Source organism: Gordonia namibiensis NBRC 108229, assembly GCF_000298235.1.
In the GTDB taxonomy this organism is placed as follows: Bacteria; Actinomycetota; Actinomycetes; order Mycobacteriales; family Mycobacteriaceae; genus Gordonia; species Gordonia namibiensis.
This window is the reverse complement of sequence record NZ_BAHE01000032.1, coordinates 37,158-59,109: the sequence shown is the minus strand read 5'-3', so window position 1 is coordinate 59,109 and position 21,952 is coordinate 37,158. Positions and strand designations below refer to the sequence as shown.

Genomic DNA, 21,952 nt, shown 5'->3' with positions numbered 1-21,952 from the left:
ATCGGCGGCGGGCGCCGATCTTCCGGGGGTCGCGGACTAACCGCGACCGCTATCCAAGTTCTGCGATCTTCGCGATGTCGCCGGGCTCCTTGAGAGCCAGCGATGGGGTGCCCTTCAGCTCGCGCTTGGCGATCCCCACGAGCGTGCCCGCCGGCGGCAGTTCCACGACGGCGGTGGCCGAGTTGTCCCGCAGGTACGCCGAGCAGAGATCCCAGCGGACCGGCCTGGTGACCTGGCCTACCAGTTTTGTCAGTGCATCGGCGCCATTCGTTACAGGCTGACCGTCCGAGTTGGACAGCAGCGTGCGATTCGGGTCGGCGGGGGTGATCTTCGCGGCCGCGGCGGCAACCGAGTCCTGCGCCGGGGCCATGAAGTGGGTGTGGAAGGCGCCGGCGACCGCGAGTTTGCGGATACGGGCCTTCTCCGGCGGGTTGGCGATGAGCTCGTCGATCTTCTCGACGGCGCCGGCCGCCACGATCTGGCCGACCGCGTTGCGGTTGGCGGGGACGAGCTCGAGCTCCTCGAGGCGGGCGAGGACTGCGGCTTCGTCGCCACCGAGGACGGCAGCCATGGTGGTCGGCACGAGCGCGCAGGCCTTGGCCATCTCCGCGCCGCGGATCGCGGCGAGGGTGACGGCCTCGTCGGCGGAGATGACGCCGGTGATGGCGGCGGCGGCGAGCTCGCCGACCGAGTGGCCGGCGACGACCGCGTCGGCGGGCAGGTCACCGTTCTTGCGGACCTCGTCGAAGGCGAGGAGGGCGGCGACGACCACCAGCGGCTGGGTCACCGCGGTGTCGGTGATCTCTTCTGCGGTGGCGGTGGTACCGAGTCGTTCCAAGTCCAGTTGAGTGAGCTTGGACCACGTGGCGATCTGGTCACGGTTGCCGGGCAGGTCGAGCCACGGCGTGAGCATGCCGGGTGTCTGGGAACCCTGGCCGGGAGCAAGCAACGAAAGCACGTGACCAGAGAACACCCTTTACTCGTCCTATGTGGGTGTAGAGAAGCATGAACCTTGTCGCCGGGTTTTGTGGGGTTCCCACAAACTTGACCTCAGTGTCACCTGCTTCGTCATCAGGCTGAGATTCGTTACCGAAACGTGCTCTTAAGGCTCCTATCAGCATAAATCCGGAATCGGACATGTTGCGCGTGTGACTCATGGTGCAGGAGAGTCCGATTTGTGCCGTAAGTGTGTCAGACGACCGACAGTCGTCGCGATCCGCAGTACATACGCGTCTCGTGGATTTGTCGGATCGCGTCGTGTGATTTCCGCAATTTTCTTCAGCCTGTACCGGACAGTATTTGGATGTATGTACAGAACGCGCGCGCAGGATTCGACCGATCCGCCAGAGTCGAGGTACGCCTCGAGCGTCGTGGTCAGCGTGGTGCCCCCTGCGGAGAGCGGACGGACCACCGATTCGACCAGTGCTTCGACCGCCGATTCGTCACCGTTGAGGGCTCGTTCGGGTAGCAGTTCGAGGCTGTGAACCGGGCGGGGTGCACTGGGCCAGCCCACCACCGCCTCGATCGCCGCCATGGCCTCGGCGGCGCTGGCATGGGCGCTCCCGAGGTTCGGCATGGTCGGTCCGATGACCACGGGGCCGTCGGCGAAGTGGGAGAGAAGAGCCGAGACGAACTTCTCCGTGGGGCGGGCGGGGCCGCTGACGATGGCGACGAGCACCGAACCCTGGACCACGGAGAGTGCCGACCGGTCGAACTGACGGGCCGTGTTGTGGATCGCCAGCGGCACCGACACGTTCTGTTCCGGCGGCGGGGTCCCGACGATCACCGTTGCCGGCGCGTCGGAGTCCCAGTTCAGTGCTGCCGCGCGGGAGAGGAGCTGCGGACCCGTGTCGCCGCGGACCACGGCGTCGACGACCAGGGCCTCGAGACGGGAGTCCCAGGCACCGCGGGATTCGGCGGCCGATGCGTAGATGGCGGCGGCGGCGAAACCGATCTCTCGCCCGTAGCGCAGGACCGACTCGGTGAGCGCGCGGAGCTGGGCGTCGTTGCGGGCGAGGAGCGGCAGCCATTTCTCGAAGAACTCCATGGCCACGCGGACCATCTCGACGGTCTGCAACAGCGTGATGCGTCGGGCGAGGTCCTGCGGCACCACCTGGAAGGCCTGGACCGTGAACTTCACGTTGCCCTCGGGATCCTGGATCCACTCGACGAAGTTCACCACCGCCGTCTGTACGACGAGTTGAACGCTCGCGCGCTGCGCGGCGTCGAGGTCGCCGAAGTAGGGCAGCTGGTCCTGCATGGAATGGACCGCCTCGGTGGCGAGGCGGCCGCTGTACTGCTTGACCCGCCGGAGGAGCGTGTCCGGTAGCGCGTCGTGCACGGTGGCGGGGGCCGGTACATGGGCACCCCGCTCACCGAACACGTCAGCCGGTGGTGTTGTGGGCTGATTCACTCGCGCGTCGGACACGCTCTCAATCTAGTCCCCGGGCACCGCCGCGCCGGGATCGTCGGTCTCCCCGGGTGCGGCGGTCCGGTGCCGAACTAGGCCACGCCGGGATCGCCGGTCTGCTCCGGAGCGGCTGCGACGTCGTCGATCTTGTACTTGTCCGCGGCCTGCTTGGCCACCGACATGTCGATGTGACCGTCGCGGGCGAGCGCGACCAGCACCGCGACCGCGATCGACTCGGCGTCGACGTTGAAGAAGCGGCGCGCCGCCGGCCGGGTGTCGGAGAAACCGAACCCGTCGGTGCCCAGCGTCAGGTACGTGCCGGGCAGGTAGGCGCGGATCTGCTCCTGGACGCCGCGCATGTAGTCGCTGACGCCGACGAACGGTCCGGCCGCGTCGGCCATCAGCTCGGTCAGGTAGGCGGGCGCGGGCTCGCTGCCCGGATCGCGCAGTGCCTGCCGGTCGGCCCGGATACCGTCGCGGGCCAGCTCGCTCCACGAGGTCACCGAGTACACGTTGGCGCCGACGTTCCACTCCTCGGCGAGCAGTTCGGACGCCCGCAGCGCGTCGGGCATGGTGATGCCGGAGACCAGGATGTTGGCCGGGTACTCCTTGTTCTCCGGTGCCTTCTGGAACAGGTAACCACCCTTGACGATGCCCTCGTGGTCGACGCCCTCGGGCTTCGCCGGCTGGCTGATCGGCTCGTTGTAGACGGTGATGTAGTAGAAGACGTTCTCGGGGTCCTCGCCGTACATGCGCGTGAGGCCGTCGTCGACGATGTGGCCGAGTTCGTAGGCGAACGCGGGGTCGTAGGCGACGACGGCGGGGTTGGTCGCGGCGAGCAGCGGCGAGTGGCCGTCGGCATGCTGCAGACCCTCACCGGTGAGGGTCGTACGACCGGCGGTGGCACCGATGACGAAGCCGCGCGCCATCTGGTCGGCGGCCGCCCAGAAGCTGTCGCCGGTGCGCTGGAAGCCGAACATCGAATAGAAGATGTACAGCGGGATCATCGGCTCGTCGTGCGTCGAATACGACGTGCCGACCGCGGCGAAACTTGCTGCCGAACCGGCCTCGTTGATGCCCTCGTGCAGGATCTGGCCCTCGGAACTCTCCTTGTAGGCGAGCATCAGCTCGGCGTCGACCGAGGTGTAGAGCTGTCCGTTGCGGTTGTAGATCTTCAGGGTCGGGAACCACGAGTCCATACCGAAGGTGCGGGCCTCGTCGGGGATGATCGGCACGATGCGCTTGCCGATCTCCTTGTCGCGCAACAGATCCTTGAAGACACGGACCAGTGCCATGGTGGTCGCGACCTGCTGCTTGCCCGAACCCTTCGCGGTGGCCTTCAGAGCCGAGGAGGTGTCGGCCTTGAGCACCTTGGACTCGGTACGCCGGCTCGGCAGGAAGCCGCCGAGGGTCTTGCGGCGGTCCAGCATGTACTGGAGCTCGGGGGAGTCCTTGCCGGGGTGGTAGTACGGCGGCAGGTATGGATCCTTCTCGAGCTGCTCGTCGCTGATCGGGATGCGCGTGCTGTCGCGGAAGGCCTTGAGGTCGTCGAGCGTCAGCTTCTTCATCTGGTGGGTCGCGTTGCGGCCCTCGAAGTGCTTGCCGAGCGTGTAGCCCTTGATCGTGTGCGCCAGGATGACCGTCGGCTGGCCCTTGTGGGTCATCGCGGCGGCGTAGGCGGCGTGGATCTTGCGGTAGTCGTGGCCACCGCGCTTGAGGTTCCAGATCTCGGCGTCGGAGAGGTCCTTGACGAGCTCCTTGGTCCGCGGGTCGCGGTTGAAGAAGTGTTCGCGGACGAATGCGCCGTCGTTGGCCTTGTAGGTCTGGTAGTCGCCGTCGGGCGTCGTGTTCATCAGGTTGACGAGGGCGCCGTCACGATCGGCGTGCAGGAGCGCATCCCACTCGCGGCCCCAGATGACCTTGATGACGTTCCAGCCGGCACCGCGGAAGAACGACTCCAGTTCCTGGATGATCTTGCCGTTGCCGCGCACCGGGCCGTCGAGGCGCTGCAGGTTGCAGTTGATGACGAAGGTCAGGTTGTCGAGGCCCTCGGTGGCCGCGAAGCTGGCGAAGCCGCGCGATTCCGGCTCGTCCATCTCGCCGTCGCCGAGGAACGCCCACACGTGCTGATCGGAGGTGTCCTTGATGCCGCGGTCGTGCAGGTAGTGGTTGAAGCGCGCCTGGTAGATCGCGTTCATCGGGCCGAGGCCCATCGACACGGTCGGGAACTCCCAGAAGTCGGGCATCAGGCGCGGGTGCGGGTACGACGGCAATCCGCCGCCCTCACCGGCGTGGCTGTGCTCCTGGCGGAACCCGTCCATGCGGGCCTCGTCGATGCGACCCTCGAGGTAGGCGCGGGCGTAGATGCCGGGGGAGGCGTGGCCCTGGATGAAGATCTGGTCGCCGCCGCCGGAGTGGTTCTTGCCGCGGAAGAAGTGGTTGAAGCCGACCTCGTACAGCGACGCCGACGACGCATACGTCGAGATGTGGCCGCCCACACCGACTCCCGGTCGCTGGGCGCGATGCACCATGATCGCGGCGTTCCAGCGGATCATCTGACGGAAGCGGCGCTCGACCTCCTCGTCACCGGGGAACCACGGTTCCGCCTCGGTGGGGATGGTGTTCACGTAGTCGGTGGAGGTGAGTGCAGGGATCGAGACCCGCTTCTCGCCGGCGCGCTCGAGCAGCCGCAACATCAGGTAGCGGGCGCGGCCGGGGCCGGCGGCGTCGAGCAGGGCGTCGAACGAGTCGAGCCACTCGGCGGTCTCGTCGGGGTCGATGTCGGGCAGATAGGACGCGACGCCTTCACGGATGACGCGGACGCGGTGCCCGCTTCGTCCGGCAGCACGTCCGTTGGAGCCCGGGCCGGCGTGCTCGCTGGGAATCGTGTCCTGCGTCGCCTGGTCCATCTGGTCGGTCACGGTGATGCCTACTCCCTCTGACAGGCCGGACTCGGGGGTGGTGGTCCGGCTGCATGGTGTACGACACCGCAACTCCTTTTGTTGTGCGGTGTCACCCCTCATCGTGCCCCATGTGAGGTGGCTTGGCACCGGGCGGATCCGGGTAGGCTGCCGCGACCGGAAAGGTGCTGTAGCTTCCTTGCAGCGTTACTGACGAGTAGGGGGAGGGCGATGCTGGGCACAGGGGAGGCCGGGCCCGGCCGCACGGGACACGGGGGTGTCCGGACGAGCGTGATCGTCGGCATGGCATTCGGGGGAATCATGTTGTCGGCGTGTACGTCCACGGTCGGGGGTACGGGTGTCGTGGCGCCCGGTGAGGTGGCGATCTATCGCTCGGAGGTGTCGGCGTCGGCAGCCGCGGAGGTGCGGACCGAGGGCGTCGAACTCTGTCGGGAGTCGATGTCGTCGATGGTCGTGATGGTGCGCGGCTACAACACCTTCATCGAGCGGCTCAACACGACGCATTCGTATCCGGAGGTCGGGGATCTCGCGGACAAGGCACGCGCGAGCCTGATCGCCGGTGCCGATCAGATCCGGCCGAAGATCACCGAGAGCGCGCCCGTCGACGTCGCGACGCCGGCGCGGACGTTCCTCGATTCGACGGCGCGTCTGGAGAACGCGATCCGCAGGGAACAGCGCACCGAGCTCAACCCGGTGTCGGGACAGTGGACACGTGACAAGGCGCGTCTGCTCGAGGTGTGCGGCGAGTACACGCCCGTGCCGGCGGCGTCGTCGGCGACGCCCCGTTCGTCGGTCAACACCACGCCGGTGCCGACGAGTCCCGGGCGCTGAGCATGTCCCGGGCGTGTCGACGCGAAAAGAAACGCCCGAAATCGAGTGACGTAGGTCGGCTTGCAATGTGAGGCTCTAGGCTGTTGCCTATGCTGACAAGCGAGTTGGCGTACACCGATGTACACAACGGCGACGGAAAGAACGTCCCATCACCCTCAGGAGGTCACGCGCGGTGGTAGCCGCCACAGACGGTACGGGCAGCAACGCCCAAAAACTGGGCTTGAAGGCCGGCTTGGTCGTGCAGGAAGTCGGCTGGGACGAGGACACGGACGACGAGCTCCGGGCCGACATCGAGGATGCGATCGATGCCGAGATGGTCGATGAGGATGCCGACGACGTCGTCGACGTCGTCGTTCTCTGGTGGCGCGAAGGCGACGGAGACCTCGTCGACGCGCTGATGGACGCCATCGGACCGCTGGCCGAAGACGGATACGTGTGGGTGTTCTCGCCCAAGACCGGGCAACCGGGATACGTGGATCCGAGCGAGATCGCCGAGGCGGCGCCCACTGCGGGCCTGACCCAGACATCGGCGATCAGCCTGGGGGATTGGTCGGCAGCCCGACTCGTCCAGCCCAAGGCACGCTCGGGCAAGAAAGCATGAGCGATGCTCTGCCCACCGCGCCGCTGAGCGTCGGTGACCAGGCACCTGATTTCGAACTCCGGGATCAGAACAACCAGCTCGTGTCCCTGAGCGCGTTGCGTGCTGAGCGGAATGTGCTCGTGGTCTTCTTCCCGCTCGCCTTCACCGGCACCTGCCAGGGCGAGCTGGGCTACATCCGCGACCAGCAGCCGCGCTTCGAGAACGACGACGTCACCACCGTGACGATCTCGGTGGGTCCCTCCCCGACGCACAAGGTCTGGTCGGCGGCGCAGGGGTTCCTGTTCCCGCTGCTGTCGGACTTCTGGCCGCACGGTGAGGTCGCCAAGGCCTACGGCGTGTTCAACTCCGATCGCGGGTACGCGAACCGCGGCACCTTCCTCGTCAACCGTGAGGGCGTCATCGTCTACGCCGACATGGTCGGGCCGGGCGAGGTGCGGGAGAGCAACGTCTGGGACAAGGCTCTCGGCGCTGTCGGCTGATCTCGATTCATAGCTCCAAGTCGCGCTGGGCGCGGGTTGGAGCTATGAAAGTGCCGGGCCGCCCGCAGGCGACCCGGCACTGTTGCTCGGGTGTCAGTTGCCGGTCAGTTTGTCCTTGATGTTCTCGGCGGCGTCCTTCACCTTCTCGGCGCCGTCTTTGACCGCGGCCGAGAGCTGGTCGCCTTTGCCCTCGCTCTTCAGCTGATCGTCACCGGTGACGTCGCCTGCCGCCTCCTTGGCCTTGCCTCCGAGGTCCTCGGCCTTGTTGCTGATCTTGTCGTTCAATCCCATTTCTTTCTCCTTCTCTTTTCCGATCGGTTTCTTCACTTCTCGAAGTGGACGAACGCCTGCACATGCACGTCCGACGATCCGAGAGCTGTGGTGATCGAATCCACCGCCGCCTCGACCGGAGCAGTGATCTCGTCGTAGGAACGGTTGGGCCGGGCGGTGACGACGACCCGGATGATGCTGCGGGCGCGATCGTCGATCGCCGTGGCGGACACCTTGTGCAAGAGAGGGTTACCCTCCAGCTCGGCGGTGACCGCGGACGCGATCAACTTCGGTGCGATGGTGAGGCCGCCGGTCTCATCGGAGTCGGGGAGGTCGACGTCGTCGACCGCTCGCGGGGCGATGTTGGTGGAGATCAACAGCAATCCCCACCCCAGCGCGACAACCGCTACCGCTAACAGCACCCACATCCACCATGGTTGTTCGACGGCGCGCGGGATTGCGGTCTCGTCGATCCGATCGATCCACTCGTGCAGCGGGTCGATGCCCGTGCGCCAGGCGATCGCGCCGCCGCCGAGGGCGATCATGGTCAGCGCGACGAGCGCCACCGACAGACGGTGCAGGGAAGCCGGTAACCGGTTCATCGGACCTTCCTTCCGTCCCGAAACCGAAGGCGCACAACGACTCGCGGTGGCGACTCGAGGACGGACACGACGTCGGTGAGTGTCGAGGCGATCAGATCCCGGTCGGCGACCGAGGAACGCCCCTGAACGATGGCCTTCACCTTGCGGCGAGTGACGATCGTGTCGGCGTCGTAGACACCGGGTAGCTCGGTCACCGCCGCGCTGCATCGGCGAGCCAGGTCGCCTGGGCGGGTCCACAAGCCGGGAGCGGCCAGGCGCAGATGCGATCGCTGCCGTGGCTTGACGGCGATCCAGGCCAGTGCCAGGCCGACGACGAGAAGACCTGCCGCCGCCGGCCACATCCAGTCCTGCCAGCTCAGCTCGGCGATCCAATCCGCTGCGGTGCGGGACCACTCTCGCCCGTCGAGCCACTCGGCTCGCACCGCGATGTCCCGGATCGCGGTGACACCCACTCCGATGAGCGCGACTCCGAGGACGGCGCCGGCGATTGCTGCGCCGGGATGCTGTGCGGGAGCAAACGGGCGCGTCGCGGTCCCGGATTCGGCCCGAAGCGATTCGGTCTGTGTGCTGGTCTGTGTCACGACGGCACTGCCCCTTCGCTCACGGGTTGTTCAGGTGGTGCGGGTAGGTCTATGAACCCGCTCTTGCGGCGTTGCACCTCGCCGCGAGGGACCAGCTGACACACGGTGACGTCGACCCGTAACGGCCTTGTGCCGGTCAGTCTTTCGACCTCGTCGATGACGTGATCGCGTGTCCGGCGGCTCACCTCGGCGACCGCGCACGGCCATACGAGGGCTATGTCCAGGGAGATCCGCAGCGCAGTGCCGGAGGACCGTAGTGTCGCCCGCGGAAGATCGGTGCCGAGGATCGAGCGACCGGCCGCTGAGCCGAGCAGCGAGCCGACGGTGCCCTGATGCCTGGTGGCACCGGGGATGTCGAGGACCGCGCGGGTGGCGATCCGCTCGATGACCCGATCCTCGATCGTGAGGGTGCCGGCCGGGCCCGCGGGCGCCGTCAACTCAGCCACGTCCTCGGCTCCGCAGCAGTGCACCCAGGTCGATGGTGCCGTCGCGGTTGAGTCCGAGGACGAGTCCCAACGCACCGAGTGCGAGGGCGAGAAGGAACCCGGCGAGGCCGCCGGCGACCGCCGCGAGTGCGAGCAGTAGTCCGACGAACATCCCGATCATCGCGTTGTTCACTGTGCGTCACCTTCTTTCGATGTTGGGGTGGGGCCGGTCGCGATGTCTTCGACAACGACGGCAAATGTGCGTCCGGTGATTCGTTCGGCGGTGTCTCGCACAGTGGCGGCCACGGTCTGCAGATCGAAAGACATGTCGGCGACGATGTGCACCTCGCCGATATCGGCGTCGAGCACGATCCCGGCGACGCGCCGCCCGGGCAGATAGGTGGCCACCTCGCCGAGCAGCCCGCCGTGCAGTGCTGTCACCCCGGGTACGGCAAGGACCGCATCGGCGAGGTCGTCGACGGGGTCTCGCGGCCTCGAGTTCTCCGCGCGTGCCTCGGGGAGATCCCCGGGTGTCACTGGACCCGGGGGACGTCGTCGGTCTGTTCGTCGTCGCCGAACGCGATGTCGTGGACGGTGACGTTGACCTCGGTCACCTCGAGACCGGTCATCTGCTCGATCGCGGAGATGACATTGCGGCGGATCGCGGCGGCCAACTGGTGGATGGCGACGCCGTATTCGGCAACGATCGAGACGTCGACCGCGGCCTGACGTTCCCCGACCTCGACCTCGATGCCCTGAGTGGTGCTCACCGAGGTGCCGGGCAGGACGTCGCGCACCTTGCCCACCACGCGCTCGGTGGTCCCGCCCAGGTCGTGGACGCCGTCGATCTCACGTGCGGCGATCCCGGCGACCTTGGCGACGACGACGTCGGCGATCGAGGTGCGGCCGCGGTCTCCGGTGGTGTCGCGTCGGGCCAGGGCGCGGCCGGTCGCCGTGTCGGCGTCCGAGGACACAGTGGCCTCGCGCGCGTCGCCGTCGGTCGGGGCGTCCTTGGTGACCGTTCCGGTCGAGTTCGCAGCCATGTCGTTCTCCTTCGGTCGAGTTTCTCGTGAGCGGACCGCACCGATGCGCTATCGCAAAGGTTCTGTGCAATCCGTCTGTAGGGTGAGTCGGGTGGGACGGGGGGAGTTGCACGCATGAACTGGAGTGATTCGGCTCACAGAGAGTCGATCGACCTGGACGACCTGGACGACGACGAGCTGGCCGGGGCGGCTGCGGTCGGGGACACCGAGGCGTTCGCGGTGCTCGTGCGCCGAGTGACGCCACCATTGGTCCGGTACCTGGGGCGAATGGTCGACGACCCCCAAACCGCAGAGGACCTCACGCAGGAAGCACTGCTTCACGCGTGGAAGGGACTGCCGAACTTCGCCTTCCGCAGTACGTTCCGGACCTGGGTCTTCACCATCGGGCATCGAAAGGTGGCCGATCATCACCGGCGTCGCCGGGATACACCGTTCGACGACGAGCGATTCGCCGAACTCGAGGCCGCAGGCCCGCTTCCGGTGGAGGAGGCCGAGCGGCAGGAGTTGATCGACGCTCTGCGCGCCGAACTCGACAACCTGCCGTCCAATTCCAGAGCCGCCTGGTGGCTCAAGGAAGTGGAGGGCCTTACCCTCGAGGAGATAGCCCAGGTGCTGCGCATCAGCACGGGATCGGTTCGCGGGCACCTGCAACGGAGCCGCAAATTCCTCCACACCCGCCTGGCGCCGTGGGACCCTGGGAAACGATCATCGACGCCGAGTTCGGACGAGCGGGAAGGAGAGGTTCATGTCTGACGCACACGACCTCGCCGATGCCTGGCTCGTCGACGCCACCCGACAGCTCGCCGACCCGCCCGGTGACGTCGACAGGCTGATCTCGTCGATCTCCGCCCGACTCAGTCGAATTCGCCGACCCGCCCGCACGTTGACGTCGGATGGTCGGCGCATCAAGATCACCGACGCGGTCGTCAAACAGATGATCGCGATCCGGACCCGACGGCAGCTCGGACGCCTCGTCGTGTTCGCGGCCGTCGACGGCGCCGACGACACCGTCACCGGAATCCGTGTCGGGTTGATCGCGCGCTACGCCGACGATCTCATCGCCCTGTCCGATCGGGTGCGCGACGTCGTCGAGGACGTCCTCCTCGAGACGATCGGACCCCAAAGCAGCGCTGAGGCGCGACGGAACATCGCGGTTCGCTGGCAGGACGTCTACACGCGGGAGTGGCTGAGCTGAGCGGTTCTTCATAGCTCGAAACCGCGCTGAGCGCGGGTTGGGGCTATGGATCGGCTGATGTGGTGCGCGCAAAGGGATTCGAACCCCTGACCGCTGGTGTGTAAGACCAGAGCTCTACCGCTGAGCTATACGCGCGTGCTGTGCCGCGTCGCGGCACGTGCGACAACGAATCTAGTCGGTCGAGGCCGATCGCCCAAACCTGCCCTTCGATACGCCCCTCCGCAGGCTCCGGGGCTACTCAGGGAGCGAGGGGGGACGCCCGTCCGCAGGCTCCGGGGCTACTCAGGGAGCGAGGGGGGTACGCCCCTTCGCAGGCTCCGGGGCTACTCAGGGAGCGAACGATCCGACCGGCGAACCTCACTTCGACCTGCAGACTTCGGTCGACGTCTGCAGGTCGAGATGAGGTTCGCCGGTCGGCGACTCAGGCGAAGATCGGCGGGAGCGCGAGCACCATGATCGCGCCCCAGATGACGTGGGTGATCGCGGGCGCGAGGACCCCGGCGGTGCTGCGTCGGAGGATCGCGCAGACGGTGCCCAGGACGGCGCCGGCGAAGCCGAGCATCACGTTGCCGCTGGCCATGGTGACCAGCACGTAGATCACCGTCGACACCAGGACCGGATTGTGGGGGCGGGCCGCCGAGTAGACCGACCCGCGGAAGAACAGCTCCTCGGCGAGACCGTTGACCACGGTGATGACGGTGACGATGGCGAGGCTGCCGTAGTCGGCGAAGGCGAGCACCTGGTTCGCCAGGTCGCTGACGCCGGGGATCATCCGCGCGATCAGACCACCGACGACGAATGCCGCACCGACCGCGAGACCGACGACGGTGCCCAGGCCGATGGCCCCGAGACGGTCCGGGGGACGCGACGCGACCGGGCTGTAGGCACCGAGCCGCAGCGGACCGGAGACGAAGGCGCCGACTATCCACACCACGGCCATGCCGACCGTCAGCGGGTAGAAGGCGGTGTCGCCGGGCTCCACGCGCAGCGAGATGCCGAGCATGACGGCCCCGATGACGAGGAAGACACCGACCAGCCAGCGGCGTCGGACGTAGTGGGAACCCGGATCGGGATCACGATCCAGCGCTATCGAGTTGTAGAGGTCGCGAGCCAGTGCAGTCACCAGCAGTCGTCACCACCTAGGTCGGTCGTCAGCGGACACAGGTCGGTCAGGAACGGGTCGGCAGCAGAGCTCCGGCGATCTTCGCCGACATCCGCAGCGTGCCACCGATCGTCCCGACGGCGCGGCGTTTGACGCGCAACCAGTCGCCGCCGGCCCACGCGGGATCGGTGTCGGCGAGATGGTGCAGGTCGTGCAGATCGCAGACGGACCGGGGATACGGGGATTCCACGGACGCGCGCACGGCGTCGCGCATCGGCGTCAGGCCGCCTTCGGGTGGCGGCACCAGCTCGCGGATGCTGTGCTCCGACGCCGTCATCGAATGGTTCAACGACGTCACGAGTTCCTCGGTGAGCGACGCCGGGACCGGCACGAACATGCCGCCGAGGCGGCCGGCGAGACGGGTGCTCACACCGAAGACCGGGAGCCGCAACCGTGGGAAGCGAACCGCGGAGATGTACTCGTGCAGGATCGAGATGTAGCGCGCGTGGTCGGGTCCGGAGATGTCGTATTCGCCTGGCGGAAGCGATGACTCACACGCGGCGACAAGGTAGTGGATGGCGTCGCGGATGGAGATCGGGTCCATCTCGTTGGTGATCCAGTCGGGTTCGGGGATCACCGGCAGGCGGTCGGCCATGTAGCGGATGATCTCGAACGACGTCGATCCGGCGCCGATGATCACCGCCGCGCGCAACCACACGAGTTCCGGACCGTCCTCGACGACGAGCCCCTCGGCGACGTCGGCGCGGCTCTGCAGATGCGACGAGAGTTTGTCGTCGGCCGGCACGAAGCCGCCGAGGTAGATGATCCGGCCGACGCCGGCATCGCGCGCGGCCTCGGCGACGTTGCGTGCCGCGTCGCGATCGCCGTTCGCGAAGTCCGCCTGCCCGATCGCGTGGACCAGGTAGTAGATCGCGTCGACGCGCCCGGCGTCGGATATGGCCTTCTTGACCGAGATCGGGTCGTCGGCGTCCATGGCCACCTTGGTGACGTCCGACGACCAGCCGAACCGGTCCAGCTTGCGGGTGTCTCTGGACGTGACCACGACCTCGTGACCCTGCCTCAGCAATGCGCATACGAGCCGGGAACCCACATACCCGGTCGCCCCCGTGATGAGTAGCCTCATGCCTTCGACCGTAGAGAATATTCGACGGTCCGGCCGGAATTGCAGGTCAGCGGGTCAAAGACGAGCGGACATCGCGCGTCGATAACGTTCGGCGACCTGGTCGTGATACTCCGCGACGGCGCCCAGTTCGACGCGTAGTTCGTCGGGTTCGATGACGGTGAAGTCGGCGTCGAAGGCGTGCATCCAACGTGCGATCGAGGTCAGCGAGGTGCTGTAGACGGTCACCTCGCAGCTGTTCTCGTCGCCGGATTCCAGGGCGCCCCAATAGTGGTGGATCATCGGCGCGACCTCGTCGAGGGGCAGGTGGATGCGGATCCGCGCGATTGCCTGCTGTTGCAGTGCGCCGAGCCCGCGGGCGACGAAGGCCGCCGCGCCACCCTCGGGGGGTTCGCGCGGGGTGAACCGGGGACCGGTGGGGATCTTCGGTTCCATGCGGTCGACGCGGAAGGAGCGCCAGTCGTCGCGGGCAAGGTCGAAGCCGACGAGATACCAGCGGTTTCCGTTGCGCACGAGACGGAACGGCTCGACCTCGCGTCGGCTCTGCTCGCCGTCGTTGCGCCGGTAGTCGAATCGCAGGCGTTCGTTGCGATGGCAGGCCGTGGCGATGTCGGTGAGGCGTTCGGCCGGGACCGCACTCGTCGGCGCCTCCCGTGGGATGGCCTCGATCCGCAGCGCGTCGAGACGGTGCTGGAGTCGGGACGGCATGACCTGACGCAGTTTCGCGAGCGCCCCGGCCGAGGCCTCGGCCATGTCGGCGACCGCGCCCGTCGTCACCGCGTCGAGCCCTAGCGCCACGGCGAGAACCTCCTGATCGTCGAGGAGCAGGGGCGGCATCTCCGCGCCGGCGCCGAGCCGATACCCACCGCGCGCACCGACATTCGCGTCGACGGGGTAACCGAGCTCGCGGAGCTTGTCGATGTCGCGTCGCACGGTGCGGGTCGTGATGTCGAGGCGCTCCGCGAGCTCCTTGCCCGACCATTCCCGACGCGTCTGCAACAGCGATAACAGGGCGAGCAGTCGGGCCGAGGTTTCCAACATGCAGACATCATGCCGCAGAATGCGGACAGGTTCTGTCCTTGTTCGGCGATTTGGGCGCGGATCGTCACTGTGCGTCAATGCGCTCGCGGTGCACACCGACCCCGATAGGGTTGGTGCGGTCCGGGTCTCGCCGGGCGCACGACGCAAGGAGCATCACATGCCGACGACCATCCTGCCGCTCGCCGAGGTCACCGAAGGCCTGATCGCCCAGTGGGCCGCGATCGCCGACGTCGCAGCCGGCCTCACCGACGAGCAGTGGTCGGCGGCTTCGGTACTGCCCGGATGGACCAACGCCGACATCGTCGCGCACATCATCGGCACCGAGAGCATGCTCGACGGCCGTGATGTGGAGGCCACCCGCACGGTCAGCGCACTCGACCACGTGCGCAACCCGATCGGCGAGCTCAACGAGAAGTGGGTCGACCACTATCGCCCGACGCCGCGCGCCGAGGTCCTCGCCGCACTCGACGAAGTCGTCACGGTTCGCACCAAGGCTCTGAAGGCGATGACGCAGGAGCAGTTCGACGCCCCGTCGATGACGCCGGCGGGCGCCGACACCTACGGACGCTTCATGCGCATCCGCGTCTTCGACTGCTGGATGCACGAGATCGACCTGCGCGACGGCACCGACGGTTCCGCCGTCACCAACCCCGTCCCAGCGTCGTTGGCGCTCGATGAGATCAGCGCCTCACTGCCGTTCGTGGTCGGCAAGCGCGCCGACGCGCCCAAAGGCAGCAAGGTGCTCTTCGACATCACCGGTCTGTCGGCGCGAACGGCTCGGATTCTTGTTGGCGACCGCGCGTCGCTGGTCGAGGAATTCGACGACGGCGACGCGTCGGCCGATGTGCGGCTCCGGATCGACGCCGCCAACCTCGCCCGCTGCGCGGGTGGGCGTCGCGACGCCGACCCGAATGCGGTGGAGATCGACGGCGACGCCGCGCTGGGGAACGCGATCCTTGATCGGATGAACTACGTGATCTGAGCGGTTCGCACCTCGACCGGCTATACCGCCGAGTGCTGCGAAATTTCGTCCCCCTCACGGTGATTCGAGGGCATATTGCCCTCGGATGGCCCTGAGGGGGACGAATTTTTCGGTCGATGCGGAGAATTGCGGTCGACTCACCAGGCCTTCGAGGCTCGTCGCTTGCGCTCCTCGCACCCCAGGCAGCGAGGTGGTGGCTCGTCGCTTGCGCTCCTCGCACCTCAGGCAGCCAGGGGGTGCTACTCGCCGACCGTGGCCTTCTGGATCAGAAGGTTCTGGTTTGGCGGTCCCGACTGGGCTCCGGGCTTGGCGGGGGTGAATCCGCCCGCGACGATCTTGTCCAGGACGGCGAGTCCGGACGGGTCCATGGTGCCGACGATGGAGTAGGTCAGCGGGAGGTCGGTGTCGTCGGCGAGCATGAAGAACGTCGTCGAGCCGGTGGCGCCTTCGTCATCGGGGAGGTCGAGGATGCCGACGGTGCCGCGCGGGTAGGTGACCTGCGGGATGCCGTTGTTGTCGGTGCCGGCCGACGGAAGATCCTGGGGCAGTTCGTCGGGGCTGGTCCAGCCGGGGTTGGTGCCCTCCTTGCCGCCCGACGAGCCGCAGATCAAGTACTTCGCCGACGCCCGGTGGCACTTGCTGCCGTCGTAGAACCCGGACTTGATCAGCGAGACCATCGCGCCGACGTTGCATGGGGCCTCGGCCCGGTTGAGTGTCATCGTGATGGTGCCCTGCGCGGCGATCGGGATCTGCGCTTCGACGGTGCCGGTGTTCGGCTGGGTCGACGCCGGCGGGGGTTGGGTGATGCCGCCGACGACCGTGCGCGCCGGGTAGTCACAAGCGACGGTGCCCGCGGGCATCGCCTGGTTCGACGTGTCGGGGTCCGGCGGATCATCCCCGCCGTTCGACAGTGCGACGACGAGGCCGGTGACTGCGAGGGCGATCACCACCACGCCCACGGCGATCGCGATCGCGATGTTGCGGCCGGTGTTCGATTTCCGGGGCGGGGTCGGAGAGCCGCCCCACTGGTTGGGGCCGGAGAACGCTTGGGGTCCCGAATACCGCTGCGGCCCCGAATACGACTGCGGCCCCGAATACGACTGCGGCCCAGAGTAAGACTGCGGCCCCGAATAGGACTGCGGCCCGGAGTGGGGCGGTCCGGAATAGGGCTGCGGACCCGAAGGGCGCGAGAATCCTTGCGGCCCGGAAGTTCCCGGGGGAGGACCGTATCCACCGACGGAGCCGGGAGAATGCTGCTGCCCGTGGACATTCGGGCCGGAACTCAGACCGCGGACCATCGTCGGATCGGATGCCATGGAGCCACCCGGCGTCGGGTGGGCACCCGGGGGTTGGGACGGCGGTGGGGACTGCGGCGGGCGAGGAGTGCGGGGCGGCGGGGTCAGGCCCGCGGGCGAGATTGGCTGGGGCACGACCGTCGGCGGTGCCTGCTCGGCGGGAGGTGTCTGCGGTCGGGTTGCAGGGGTCGACGATCGGCCAGACAGTGCGTCGGAGGCCGCGTGGATGAGTTCGCGCGCGCTCGGGAAGCGCTGCGCCGGGTCCTTGGCGAGACCGCGGGCGATCACCGGGTCGAGCGGGCCGCCCGTCTGCGGAGGCGGTTTGGTGATGTGCGCGGTCATCAGGCCCTGATCGGTCTTCGCCGGGAACGGGGTCTGGCCGGTGACGCATTCGTAGAGCACGCAGGCGAGGGCGTAGTTGTCCGAACCCGGGCCGGCCGGCTCGTCGCCGAACCGCTCCGGCGCCATGTAGGCCAGCGTGCCGAGCGCGGTTCCCACCTGGGTCAGCCGACTGTCGGTGGTGCCCTGCGCGATACCGAAGTCCACGAGGTAGGCGAAGTCGTCGGCGTCGACGAGGATGTTGTCGGGTTTGATGTCGCGGTGGACGAGGCCATCGCGGTGCGCGGCGTCGAGTGCTGCGGCGACCTGGCCCAGGATGCGCACCGCCCGATCCGGCGGTAGGGGACCGGAGCCGAGCACCTTGCGCAGATCCTGACCGTCGACGAGGCGCATGTCGATGAACAGGACACCGTCCTTCTCGCCCCAGTCGTGGATCGGGATGACATGCGGATCGGACAGTTTCGCCGCGGTCTTCGACTCGCGCTCGAACCGTTCGCGGAAGTCCTTGTCGTGCACCAGATGTGGCGGAAGCACCTTCAGGGCGACGCGTCGTTCCTTGACGGTGTCGTAGGCCTCGTACACCTCACCCATGCCGCCGCGACCGAGGAGTCTGTCGATGCGGTACGGGCCCAGTGTGGTGCCCGCTCGCGACGATGGATCGGTCACGTCATCCTCGGTTCTACGATCGTCAGATCTCGGCCGGCGGTCGAAACCACCCTAACGACTGGGGAGCGGCTTCGTACATCGACCGGACGCGCGACCGGCGGCGATCACGGCCGCTGGCGATGCGACGTCGGCGTCCGTGAGACCCGGGCCGCGTGCGAAGTCGCGGGCCTTGGCTCCGGAGAGGATCTGCGCAGGTAGGGGATCGCTGAGCAAGGTGCGGACGAGGGTCGCCGACGCGTCGAGCGGGGCCTCGCTGCCGACGATGACGATGTTGCCGGTGCGTCGACCCTTGAACATCGCGGCGTCGGCGATGAGCAGGAGGTGCTCGAAGACCGATGCGACGGTGGCGGCCTCGGCCCGGGCTCCCGCGAGATCCCGGCTGTCACCACAATTGGCGAGATACAGCCCGCCCGGCACGAGCACGTCGCGCACGGCGTTGGTGAACTCACGGGTCGTCAGATGTGCGGGCGTGCGGTCGCCGGCGAAGGCGTCGCGCACGACCACCTCGCGCGTCCCCGGCTGGAGCGACGTCACGACCTCCCGCGCATCGCCGACCCGGATCCGCAGCCTGGGAGCGCGGGGCAGGTCGAACCACTCACGTACGAGGCGGGCCAGCTCGCCGTCGACCTCGACCGCCACCTGCCGGGCGTCGGGGTACCGGTGGTCGAGGTAGCGGGCGAGTGCGCAGGCCGCCCCGCCGAGATGGAGGACGCGCAACCGGTCCGAGGTGGGGTGGCGTTCGGCGATGACGGCGGCCATCTGGCGCAGGTACTCGAAGTCGAGCACGGTCGGATCGTCGGGATCGATGTGCGAACTGTGTGCGCCGTTGACGGTCAGCAACCAGCCGCCGGCGATGGTGTCGCGCGCGAGTTCGGCGACACCGGTCTCGATGACGTGCCGACCCGGGGTCGGTTCCGCGGTTGACCTGGCCACGGGTCGAGTCTGGCACGAGCGCGGTCGATACCATCGCGCGGTGTCCCTGACCCGTGAGCAGCGAAACCGACCCGCACGACGAGTTCTGTCGACCGCAGCCGGACTCGTCGCCGGCTTCCTCCTCGACGAGGCCCTGGGGGACCCGTCGACGGGGCATCCGGTCGCGGGGTTCGGTCGGCTGACGTCGGCGCTCGAACGCCGCATGTACCGCGATTCGCGGGCCGCCGGAGCCGGTCTGGTCGCGGTGGCCGCGGGCGGCGTCGTGGGCGTGGGAGTCGTTGCGACGGCCGGGCGTCGGGCGCCGGCCCTGGTGGCGCTGACCGCCGCGTCGACCTGGATCGCGCTGGGCGGGACCTCACTGTGCCGGGTCGGAGATGCGGTCGCCGAGGCCCTCGAGTCCGACGACATCGACGCGGCGCGAGCCCTGATCCCGAGTCTCTGCGGCCGGGACCCGAAGTCACTCGACGAGGCGGGGATCTGTCGGGCAGCACTCGAGTCGATCGCCGAGAACACCTCCGACGCGACCATCGGACCGTTGTTCTGGGGAGCGGTCGCCGGCGTACCCGGGATCCTCGGGTACCGCGCGGTCAACACTCTCGACGCGATGATCGGGTACCGCAACGAGCGCTATCGCGATTTCGGCTGGGCGGCCGCGCGTCTCGACGACATCGCCAACATCGTCCCGGCTCGACTCGCGGGCGCGTTGATCGTCCTGGTGTCCGGGTCGCCCCGCGGCGCCGCCGAGGCCTGGCGTCGTGACAGTCACGCGCATCCGAGCCCGAACGCCGGGGTCGTCGAAGCTGCGTTCGCCGGCGCCCTGGGGGTGCAACTCGGGGGTCGGACCGTCTACCCGCACGGCGTCGAACAACGGCCGACGCTGGGTTCCGGGCCGGCACCGAAGCCGGCCGATCTACGGGCGGCGGTCGAGTTGTCGCGGCGGGTCCAGCGCACGACGCTGGCCGCGTGCGTGGCGGGATGCCTGATCCGGTACGGGCTCAGCCGCCGTAGCGCCGGCTGAGCTTGTCCCGCACGTCACCGTCCTGCCTGCGGGGGTCGGGCGTCGCGTCGCGGACATCGCCGACCGTGTCCTCGGCGACGGGCCCGTGGCCGATGCGTCCGACGTTGTGGACCACCGTGGTGCCGCTCGCGGCGCGCAACTCTTCGCGCATCTGGCGACGACGTTCGGCGCGGGAGGCGGCGCTACCCGGCTGCGGATCAGGTGCCGTGCCCGCGGGACGAGCGGTGTCCGAGTCGGCGACCTCACCGGTTTCGGCAGTGGCCTCCGCTGCGGTGGCGGCCCGCGCGGCGGCCGCGCGCCGGCGTGAGCGGATCTCGGCGATCAGGAAGTACAGGACGCCGAGCGGCGCCATGATCCCGAAGGCGAGCCACTGCAGCCCGTACGAGAGGTAGGGGCCGGTGTCGAGCTGGGGGAGCGGGATCTCACCCAGGGAGCCCGGCTGGTCCGGAGACAGCTGTAGGTAGAAGTCGTCCATCGACGTACCGGTCGCTGTTCCGACCAGACCCGGGTTGATCGACGGGACCGTGAGTACTCCGTTGTCGGAGAGGGAGCCGCGGTCGGCGCTGACGCTTTCCGCCGCTCGAATCCGTCCGTCGATGGTCTGCTCGCCGGCCGGCGGTGCCGGGACGTCGGGGACCCCGCCCTCCACCGGGCGGACGAAACCGCGGTTGATGAGGAGCACGCGATCCGAACCGGTCACCGCGAACGGCGTCAGGACGACCACGGCGGGGCGTTCCTGGATGTTGCGCAGCCGCACCAATGCCTGCCGGTCCTCCAGGTAGCGACCGGTCACCTCGACCTCGCGCCACTCGGTCGACGGGTCGAAGGTCGACGAGGGCGCCACCTCGGCCAGCGGAGCGGTTTCGAGAGAGGTTGCGGTACGGATCAGATCGTTGCGGCGCTCGGTGTCGGAGTTCTTACCCAGCTGCCACGGCGCGAGGAGGGTGAAACAGGCCACGGCGAACGCCACGACGACGACGCCGAGGGCAATCCACCCGGGACGCAGGATCGTTCGCAGCACATGCACGATGCCCAGGTTACTCAGCGCATGTAGCGTGATCTAATGCGAGACTTCATCTGTCTGAACTGCGGCCAGCGTCTGTCCTTCGAGAACAGTCTGTGTCTGAGCTGCCAGAGCCCACTCGGGTTCTGGCTCGGGTCTCGCTCCATCCAGGTCCTCGACGACACGGGTCGCGCCGAGGTCGACGGCGTCCTCCTCGAGCGATGTGCCAACAACAAGGTCGCGCAATGCAACTGGCTGGTGAAGTGGACCGGTAACCCCGAGCTCTGCCGGTCGTGCGAGCTGACGCGCACCCGTCCCGGCGACAACGATCCCGAGGCGCTGGTGGTGTTCGGCCAGGCCGAGACCGCCAAGCGGCGTCTCGTCCTCGAGCTCACCGAGCTCGGGTTGCCGATCGAGAATCGTGACGAGAATCCCACCACGGGCCTCGCCTTCGACCTGCTCTCCAGCGCGCAACAGAACGTCATCACCGGTCACGCCAGCGGGGTCATCACCCTCGATCTCGCCGAGGGGGACGACGTCCACCGTGAGCAGATGCGCGTCGAACTCGACGAGCCGTACCGGACGGTCCTCGGACACTTCCGGCACGAGATCGGCCACTACTACCAGCTCGTCCTGATCACCGACGATCATCGGCCGCGGTTCGAAGAACTGTTCGGCAACCCCGACGACGACTATCAGGCAGCGCTCGACCGGCACTACAAGGAGGGTGCGCCGGAGGGGTGGCGGAAGAACTTCGTCTCCGCCTACGCCACGATGCACCCGGCAGAGGACTTCGCCGAGACCTTCGCGCACTACCTGCACATCCGCGACACCCTGGACACCGCGGCCGCGTTCGCGATGGCGCCCTCGGGCACGACGCTGGAGAGCGTCCCGCCGGGCGATGTGGGCTTCGACCGCATCATCGATGAGTGGCTGCCGCTGACGTGGGCGCTCAATCAGATCAACCGGTCGATGGGTCACCCGGACCTCTACCCGTTCGTGCTCCCGGCGCCGGTGCTGGAGAAGATCCGCTTTGTGCACAACCTGGTGGCGCCGGTCGGCTGAGACCGGTCG

24 protein-coding genes and 1 tRNA gene are annotated in these 21,952 nt (G+C 67.9%); 8 read left to right on the top strand and 17 right to left on the bottom strand.

Going from position 1 to position 21,952, the window contains the following annotated elements; genetic code table 11:
* Window positions 1-49: 49 nt before the first annotated feature.
* From GONAM_RS16470 to aceE, 3 genes are all read right to left on the bottom strand, one after another.
* A complete protein-coding gene (locus GONAM_RS16470) occupies window positions 50-958 on the bottom strand; it encodes an ACP S-malonyltransferase (RefSeq protein WP_040536748.1) in 909 nt (302 codons plus the stop codon).
* A 195-nt stretch (window positions 959-1,153) separates the two neighbouring features.
* Window positions 1,154-2,428, bottom strand: coding sequence for a PucR family transcriptional regulator (locus tag GONAM_RS16465; protein ID WP_006867892.1), 1,275 nt, complete (start codon window positions 2,426-2,428; stop codon window positions 1,154-1,156).
* Window positions 2,429-2,502: 74 nt separating this feature from the next.
* Window positions 2,503-5,331, bottom strand: a complete 2,829-nt coding sequence (gene aceE, locus GONAM_RS16460) for a pyruvate dehydrogenase (acetyl-transferring), homodimeric type (RefSeq protein WP_006867891.1) — start codon at window positions 5,329-5,331, stop codon at window positions 2,503-2,505.
* 210 nt (window positions 5,332-5,541) lie between these two features.
* Between aceE and GONAM_RS16455 the strand changes: the two genes are divergently transcribed.
* From GONAM_RS16455 to GONAM_RS16445, 3 genes are all read left to right on the top strand, one after another.
* Complete coding sequence (locus tag GONAM_RS16455) at window positions 5,542-6,162, top strand: Rv2240c family protein (RefSeq protein ID WP_006867890.1); 621 nt, start codon at window positions 5,542-5,544, stop codon at window positions 6,160-6,162.
* Between the two features lie 172 nt (window positions 6,163-6,334).
* Window positions 6,335-6,763: a DUF3052 domain-containing protein gene (locus tag GONAM_RS16450; RefSeq protein WP_006867889.1), complete on the top strand. Its 429-nt coding sequence runs from the start codon at window positions 6,335-6,337 to the stop codon at window positions 6,761-6,763.
* Window positions 6,760-7,242, top strand: coding sequence for a peroxiredoxin (locus GONAM_RS16445; protein ID WP_006867888.1), 483 nt, complete (start codon window positions 6,760-6,762; stop codon window positions 7,240-7,242). The genes GONAM_RS16450 and GONAM_RS16445 overlap by 4 nt, the downstream gene beginning before the upstream one ends.
* A 93-nt stretch (window positions 7,243-7,335) precedes the next feature.
* On the opposite strand, the gene GONAM_RS16440 is transcribed toward GONAM_RS16445, so the two are convergent.
* Genes GONAM_RS16440 through GONAM_RS16410 form a run of 7 tightly spaced genes read right to left on the bottom strand, consistent with a single transcriptional unit; the run spans window position 7,336 to window position 10,163 of the window.
* A complete protein-coding gene (locus tag GONAM_RS16440) occupies window positions 7,336-7,533 on the bottom strand; it encodes a CsbD family protein (RefSeq protein ID WP_006867887.1) in 198 nt (65 codons plus the stop codon).
* A gap of 32 nt (window positions 7,534-7,565) precedes the next feature.
* Complete coding sequence (locus GONAM_RS16435) at window positions 7,566-8,114, bottom strand: hypothetical protein (RefSeq protein WP_006867886.1); 549 nt, start codon at window positions 8,112-8,114, stop codon at window positions 7,566-7,568.
* Complete coding sequence (locus GONAM_RS16430; RefSeq protein ID WP_006867885.1) at window positions 8,111-8,695, bottom strand: Asp23/Gls24 family envelope stress response protein; 585 nt, start codon at window positions 8,693-8,695, stop codon at window positions 8,111-8,113. Before GONAM_RS16430 ends, GONAM_RS16435 begins: the two co-directional genes overlap by 4 nt.
* A complete protein-coding gene (locus tag GONAM_RS16425; protein WP_157159176.1) occupies window positions 8,692-9,141 on the bottom strand; it encodes an Asp23/Gls24 family envelope stress response protein in 450 nt (149 codons plus the stop codon). Before GONAM_RS16425 ends, GONAM_RS16430 begins: the two co-directional genes overlap by 4 nt.
* A complete protein-coding gene (locus tag GONAM_RS16420; RefSeq protein ID WP_006867883.1) occupies window positions 9,134-9,313 on the bottom strand; it encodes a hypothetical protein in 180 nt (59 codons plus the stop codon). Before GONAM_RS16420 ends, GONAM_RS16425 begins: the two co-directional genes overlap by 8 nt.
* Complete coding sequence (locus GONAM_RS16415) at window positions 9,310-9,657, bottom strand: hypothetical protein (RefSeq protein WP_006867882.1); 348 nt, start codon at window positions 9,655-9,657, stop codon at window positions 9,310-9,312. Before GONAM_RS16415 ends, GONAM_RS16420 begins: the two co-directional genes overlap by 4 nt.
* Window positions 9,654-10,163: an Asp23/Gls24 family envelope stress response protein gene (locus GONAM_RS16410; RefSeq protein WP_006867881.1), complete on the bottom strand. Its 510-nt coding sequence runs from the start codon at window positions 10,161-10,163 to the stop codon at window positions 9,654-9,656. Before GONAM_RS16410 ends, GONAM_RS16415 begins: the two co-directional genes overlap by 4 nt.
* A 114-nt stretch (window positions 10,164-10,277) precedes the next feature.
* Here GONAM_RS16410 and GONAM_RS16405 point away from each other — a divergent pair, with 114 nt between their 5' ends.
* Entirely contained in the window at window positions 10,278-10,916 is a 639-nt protein-coding gene (locus GONAM_RS16405) for an RNA polymerase sigma factor (protein WP_006867880.1), read from the top strand.
* Window positions 10,909-11,358 carry a hypothetical protein gene (locus GONAM_RS16400; protein ID WP_006867879.1) on the top strand — a complete coding sequence of 150 codons (450 nt, stop codon included), beginning with the start codon at window positions 10,909-10,911 and terminating at the stop codon, window positions 11,356-11,358. Before GONAM_RS16405 ends, GONAM_RS16400 begins: the two co-directional genes overlap by 8 nt.
* 60 nt (window positions 11,359-11,418) lie before the next feature.
* On the opposite strand, the gene GONAM_RS16395 is transcribed toward GONAM_RS16400, so the two are convergent.
* The 4 genes from GONAM_RS16395 to GONAM_RS16380 form a co-directional block, all read right to left on the bottom strand.
* Window positions 11,419-11,493, bottom strand: a tRNA-Val gene (locus tag GONAM_RS16395).
* Between the two features lie 286 nt (window positions 11,494-11,779).
* Window positions 11,780-12,487 (bottom strand): CPBP family intramembrane glutamic endopeptidase, encoded by a 708-nt coding sequence (locus GONAM_RS16390; protein ID WP_040536746.1) that lies wholly within the window; start codon window positions 12,485-12,487, stop codon window positions 11,780-11,782.
* A 40-nt stretch (window positions 12,488-12,527) separates the two neighbouring features.
* Window positions 12,528-13,604 (bottom strand): NAD(P)H-binding protein, encoded by a 1,077-nt coding sequence (locus tag GONAM_RS16385; RefSeq protein WP_006867877.1) that lies wholly within the window; start codon window positions 13,602-13,604, stop codon window positions 12,528-12,530.
* Window positions 13,605-13,658: 54 nt separating this feature from the next.
* Complete coding sequence (locus GONAM_RS16380; protein WP_006867876.1) at window positions 13,659-14,642, bottom strand: helix-turn-helix transcriptional regulator; 984 nt, start codon at window positions 14,640-14,642, stop codon at window positions 13,659-13,661.
* A 157-nt stretch (window positions 14,643-14,799) separates the two neighbouring features.
* On the opposite strand from GONAM_RS16380, the gene GONAM_RS16375 reads away from it, so the two are divergent.
* A complete protein-coding gene (locus tag GONAM_RS16375) occupies window positions 14,800-15,624 on the top strand; it encodes a maleylpyruvate isomerase family mycothiol-dependent enzyme (protein WP_006867875.1) in 825 nt (274 codons plus the stop codon).
* A gap of 239 nt (window positions 15,625-15,863) precedes the next feature.
* On the opposite strand, the gene GONAM_RS16370 is transcribed toward GONAM_RS16375, so the two are convergent.
* Window positions 15,864-17,924 (bottom strand): protein kinase domain-containing protein, encoded by a 2,061-nt coding sequence (locus GONAM_RS16370; protein WP_006867874.1) that lies wholly within the window; start codon window positions 17,922-17,924, stop codon window positions 15,864-15,866.
* A gap of 51 nt (window positions 17,925-17,975) precedes the next feature.
* Window positions 17,976-18,857, bottom strand: a complete 882-nt coding sequence (locus GONAM_RS16365; protein ID WP_006867873.1) for a spermidine synthase — start codon at window positions 18,855-18,857, stop codon at window positions 17,976-17,978.
* Between the two features lie 40 nt (window positions 18,858-18,897).
* Here GONAM_RS16365 and GONAM_RS16360 point away from each other — a divergent pair, with 40 nt between their 5' ends.
* The gene (locus GONAM_RS16360; RefSeq protein WP_006867872.1) at window positions 18,898-19,875 is read left to right on the top strand and encodes a cobalamin biosynthesis protein; all 978 of its coding nucleotides are present in this window, start codon (window positions 18,898-18,900) and stop codon (window positions 19,873-19,875) included.
* Here the strand turns inward: GONAM_RS16360 and GONAM_RS16355 are convergent.
* The gene (locus GONAM_RS16355; protein ID WP_006867871.1) at window positions 19,853-20,902 is read right to left on the bottom strand and encodes an SURF1 family cytochrome oxidase biogenesis protein; all 1,050 of its coding nucleotides are present in this window, start codon (window positions 20,900-20,902) and stop codon (window positions 19,853-19,855) included. The two genes, GONAM_RS16360 and GONAM_RS16355, sit on opposite strands and share 23 nt — an antisense overlap.
* A gap of 36 nt (window positions 20,903-20,938) precedes the next feature.
* Between GONAM_RS16355 and GONAM_RS16350 the strand changes: the two genes are divergently transcribed.
* Window positions 20,939-21,943, top strand: a complete 1,005-nt coding sequence (locus tag GONAM_RS16350) for a zinc-binding metallopeptidase family protein (protein WP_006867870.1) — start codon at window positions 20,939-20,941, stop codon at window positions 21,941-21,943.
* Window positions 21,944-21,952 lie beyond the last annotated feature (9 nt).

Coding starts and splice junctions, on each gene's coding strand:
- GONAM_RS16350 (WP_006867870.1), top strand. CDS start 20,939: ATGCGAGACTTCATCTGTCTGAACTGCGGCCAGCGTCTGTCCTTCGAG.
- GONAM_RS16375 (WP_006867875.1), top strand. CDS start 14,800: ATGCCGACGACCATCCTGCCGCTCGCCGAGGTCACCGAAGGCCTGATC.
- GONAM_RS16435 (WP_006867886.1), bottom strand. CDS start 8,114: ATGAACCGGTTACCGGCTTCCCTGCACCGTCTGTCGGTGGCGCTCGTC.
- GONAM_RS16405 (WP_006867880.1), top strand. CDS start 10,278: ATGAACTGGAGTGATTCGGCTCACAGAGAGTCGATCGACCTGGACGAC.
- GONAM_RS16380 (WP_006867876.1), bottom strand. CDS start 14,642: ATGTTGGAAACCTCGGCCCGACTGCTCGCCCTGTTATCGCTGTTGCAG.
- GONAM_RS16410 (WP_006867881.1), bottom strand. CDS start 10,163: ATGGCTGCGAACTCGACCGGAACGGTCACCAAGGACGCCCCGACCGAC.
- GONAM_RS16400 (WP_006867879.1), top strand. CDS start 10,909: ATGTCTGACGCACACGACCTCGCCGATGCCTGGCTCGTCGACGCCACC.
- GONAM_RS16440 (WP_006867887.1), bottom strand. CDS start 7,533: ATGGGATTGAACGACAAGATCAGCAACAAGGCCGAGGACCTCGGAGGC.
- GONAM_RS16385 (WP_006867877.1), bottom strand. CDS start 13,604: ATGAGGCTACTCATCACGGGGGCGACCGGGTATGTGGGTTCCCGGCTC.
- GONAM_RS16455 (WP_006867890.1), top strand. CDS start 5,542: ATGCTGGGCACAGGGGAGGCCGGGCCCGGCCGCACGGGACACGGGGGT.
- GONAM_RS16445 (WP_006867888.1), top strand. CDS start 6,760: ATGAGCGATGCTCTGCCCACCGCGCCGCTGAGCGTCGGTGACCAGGCA.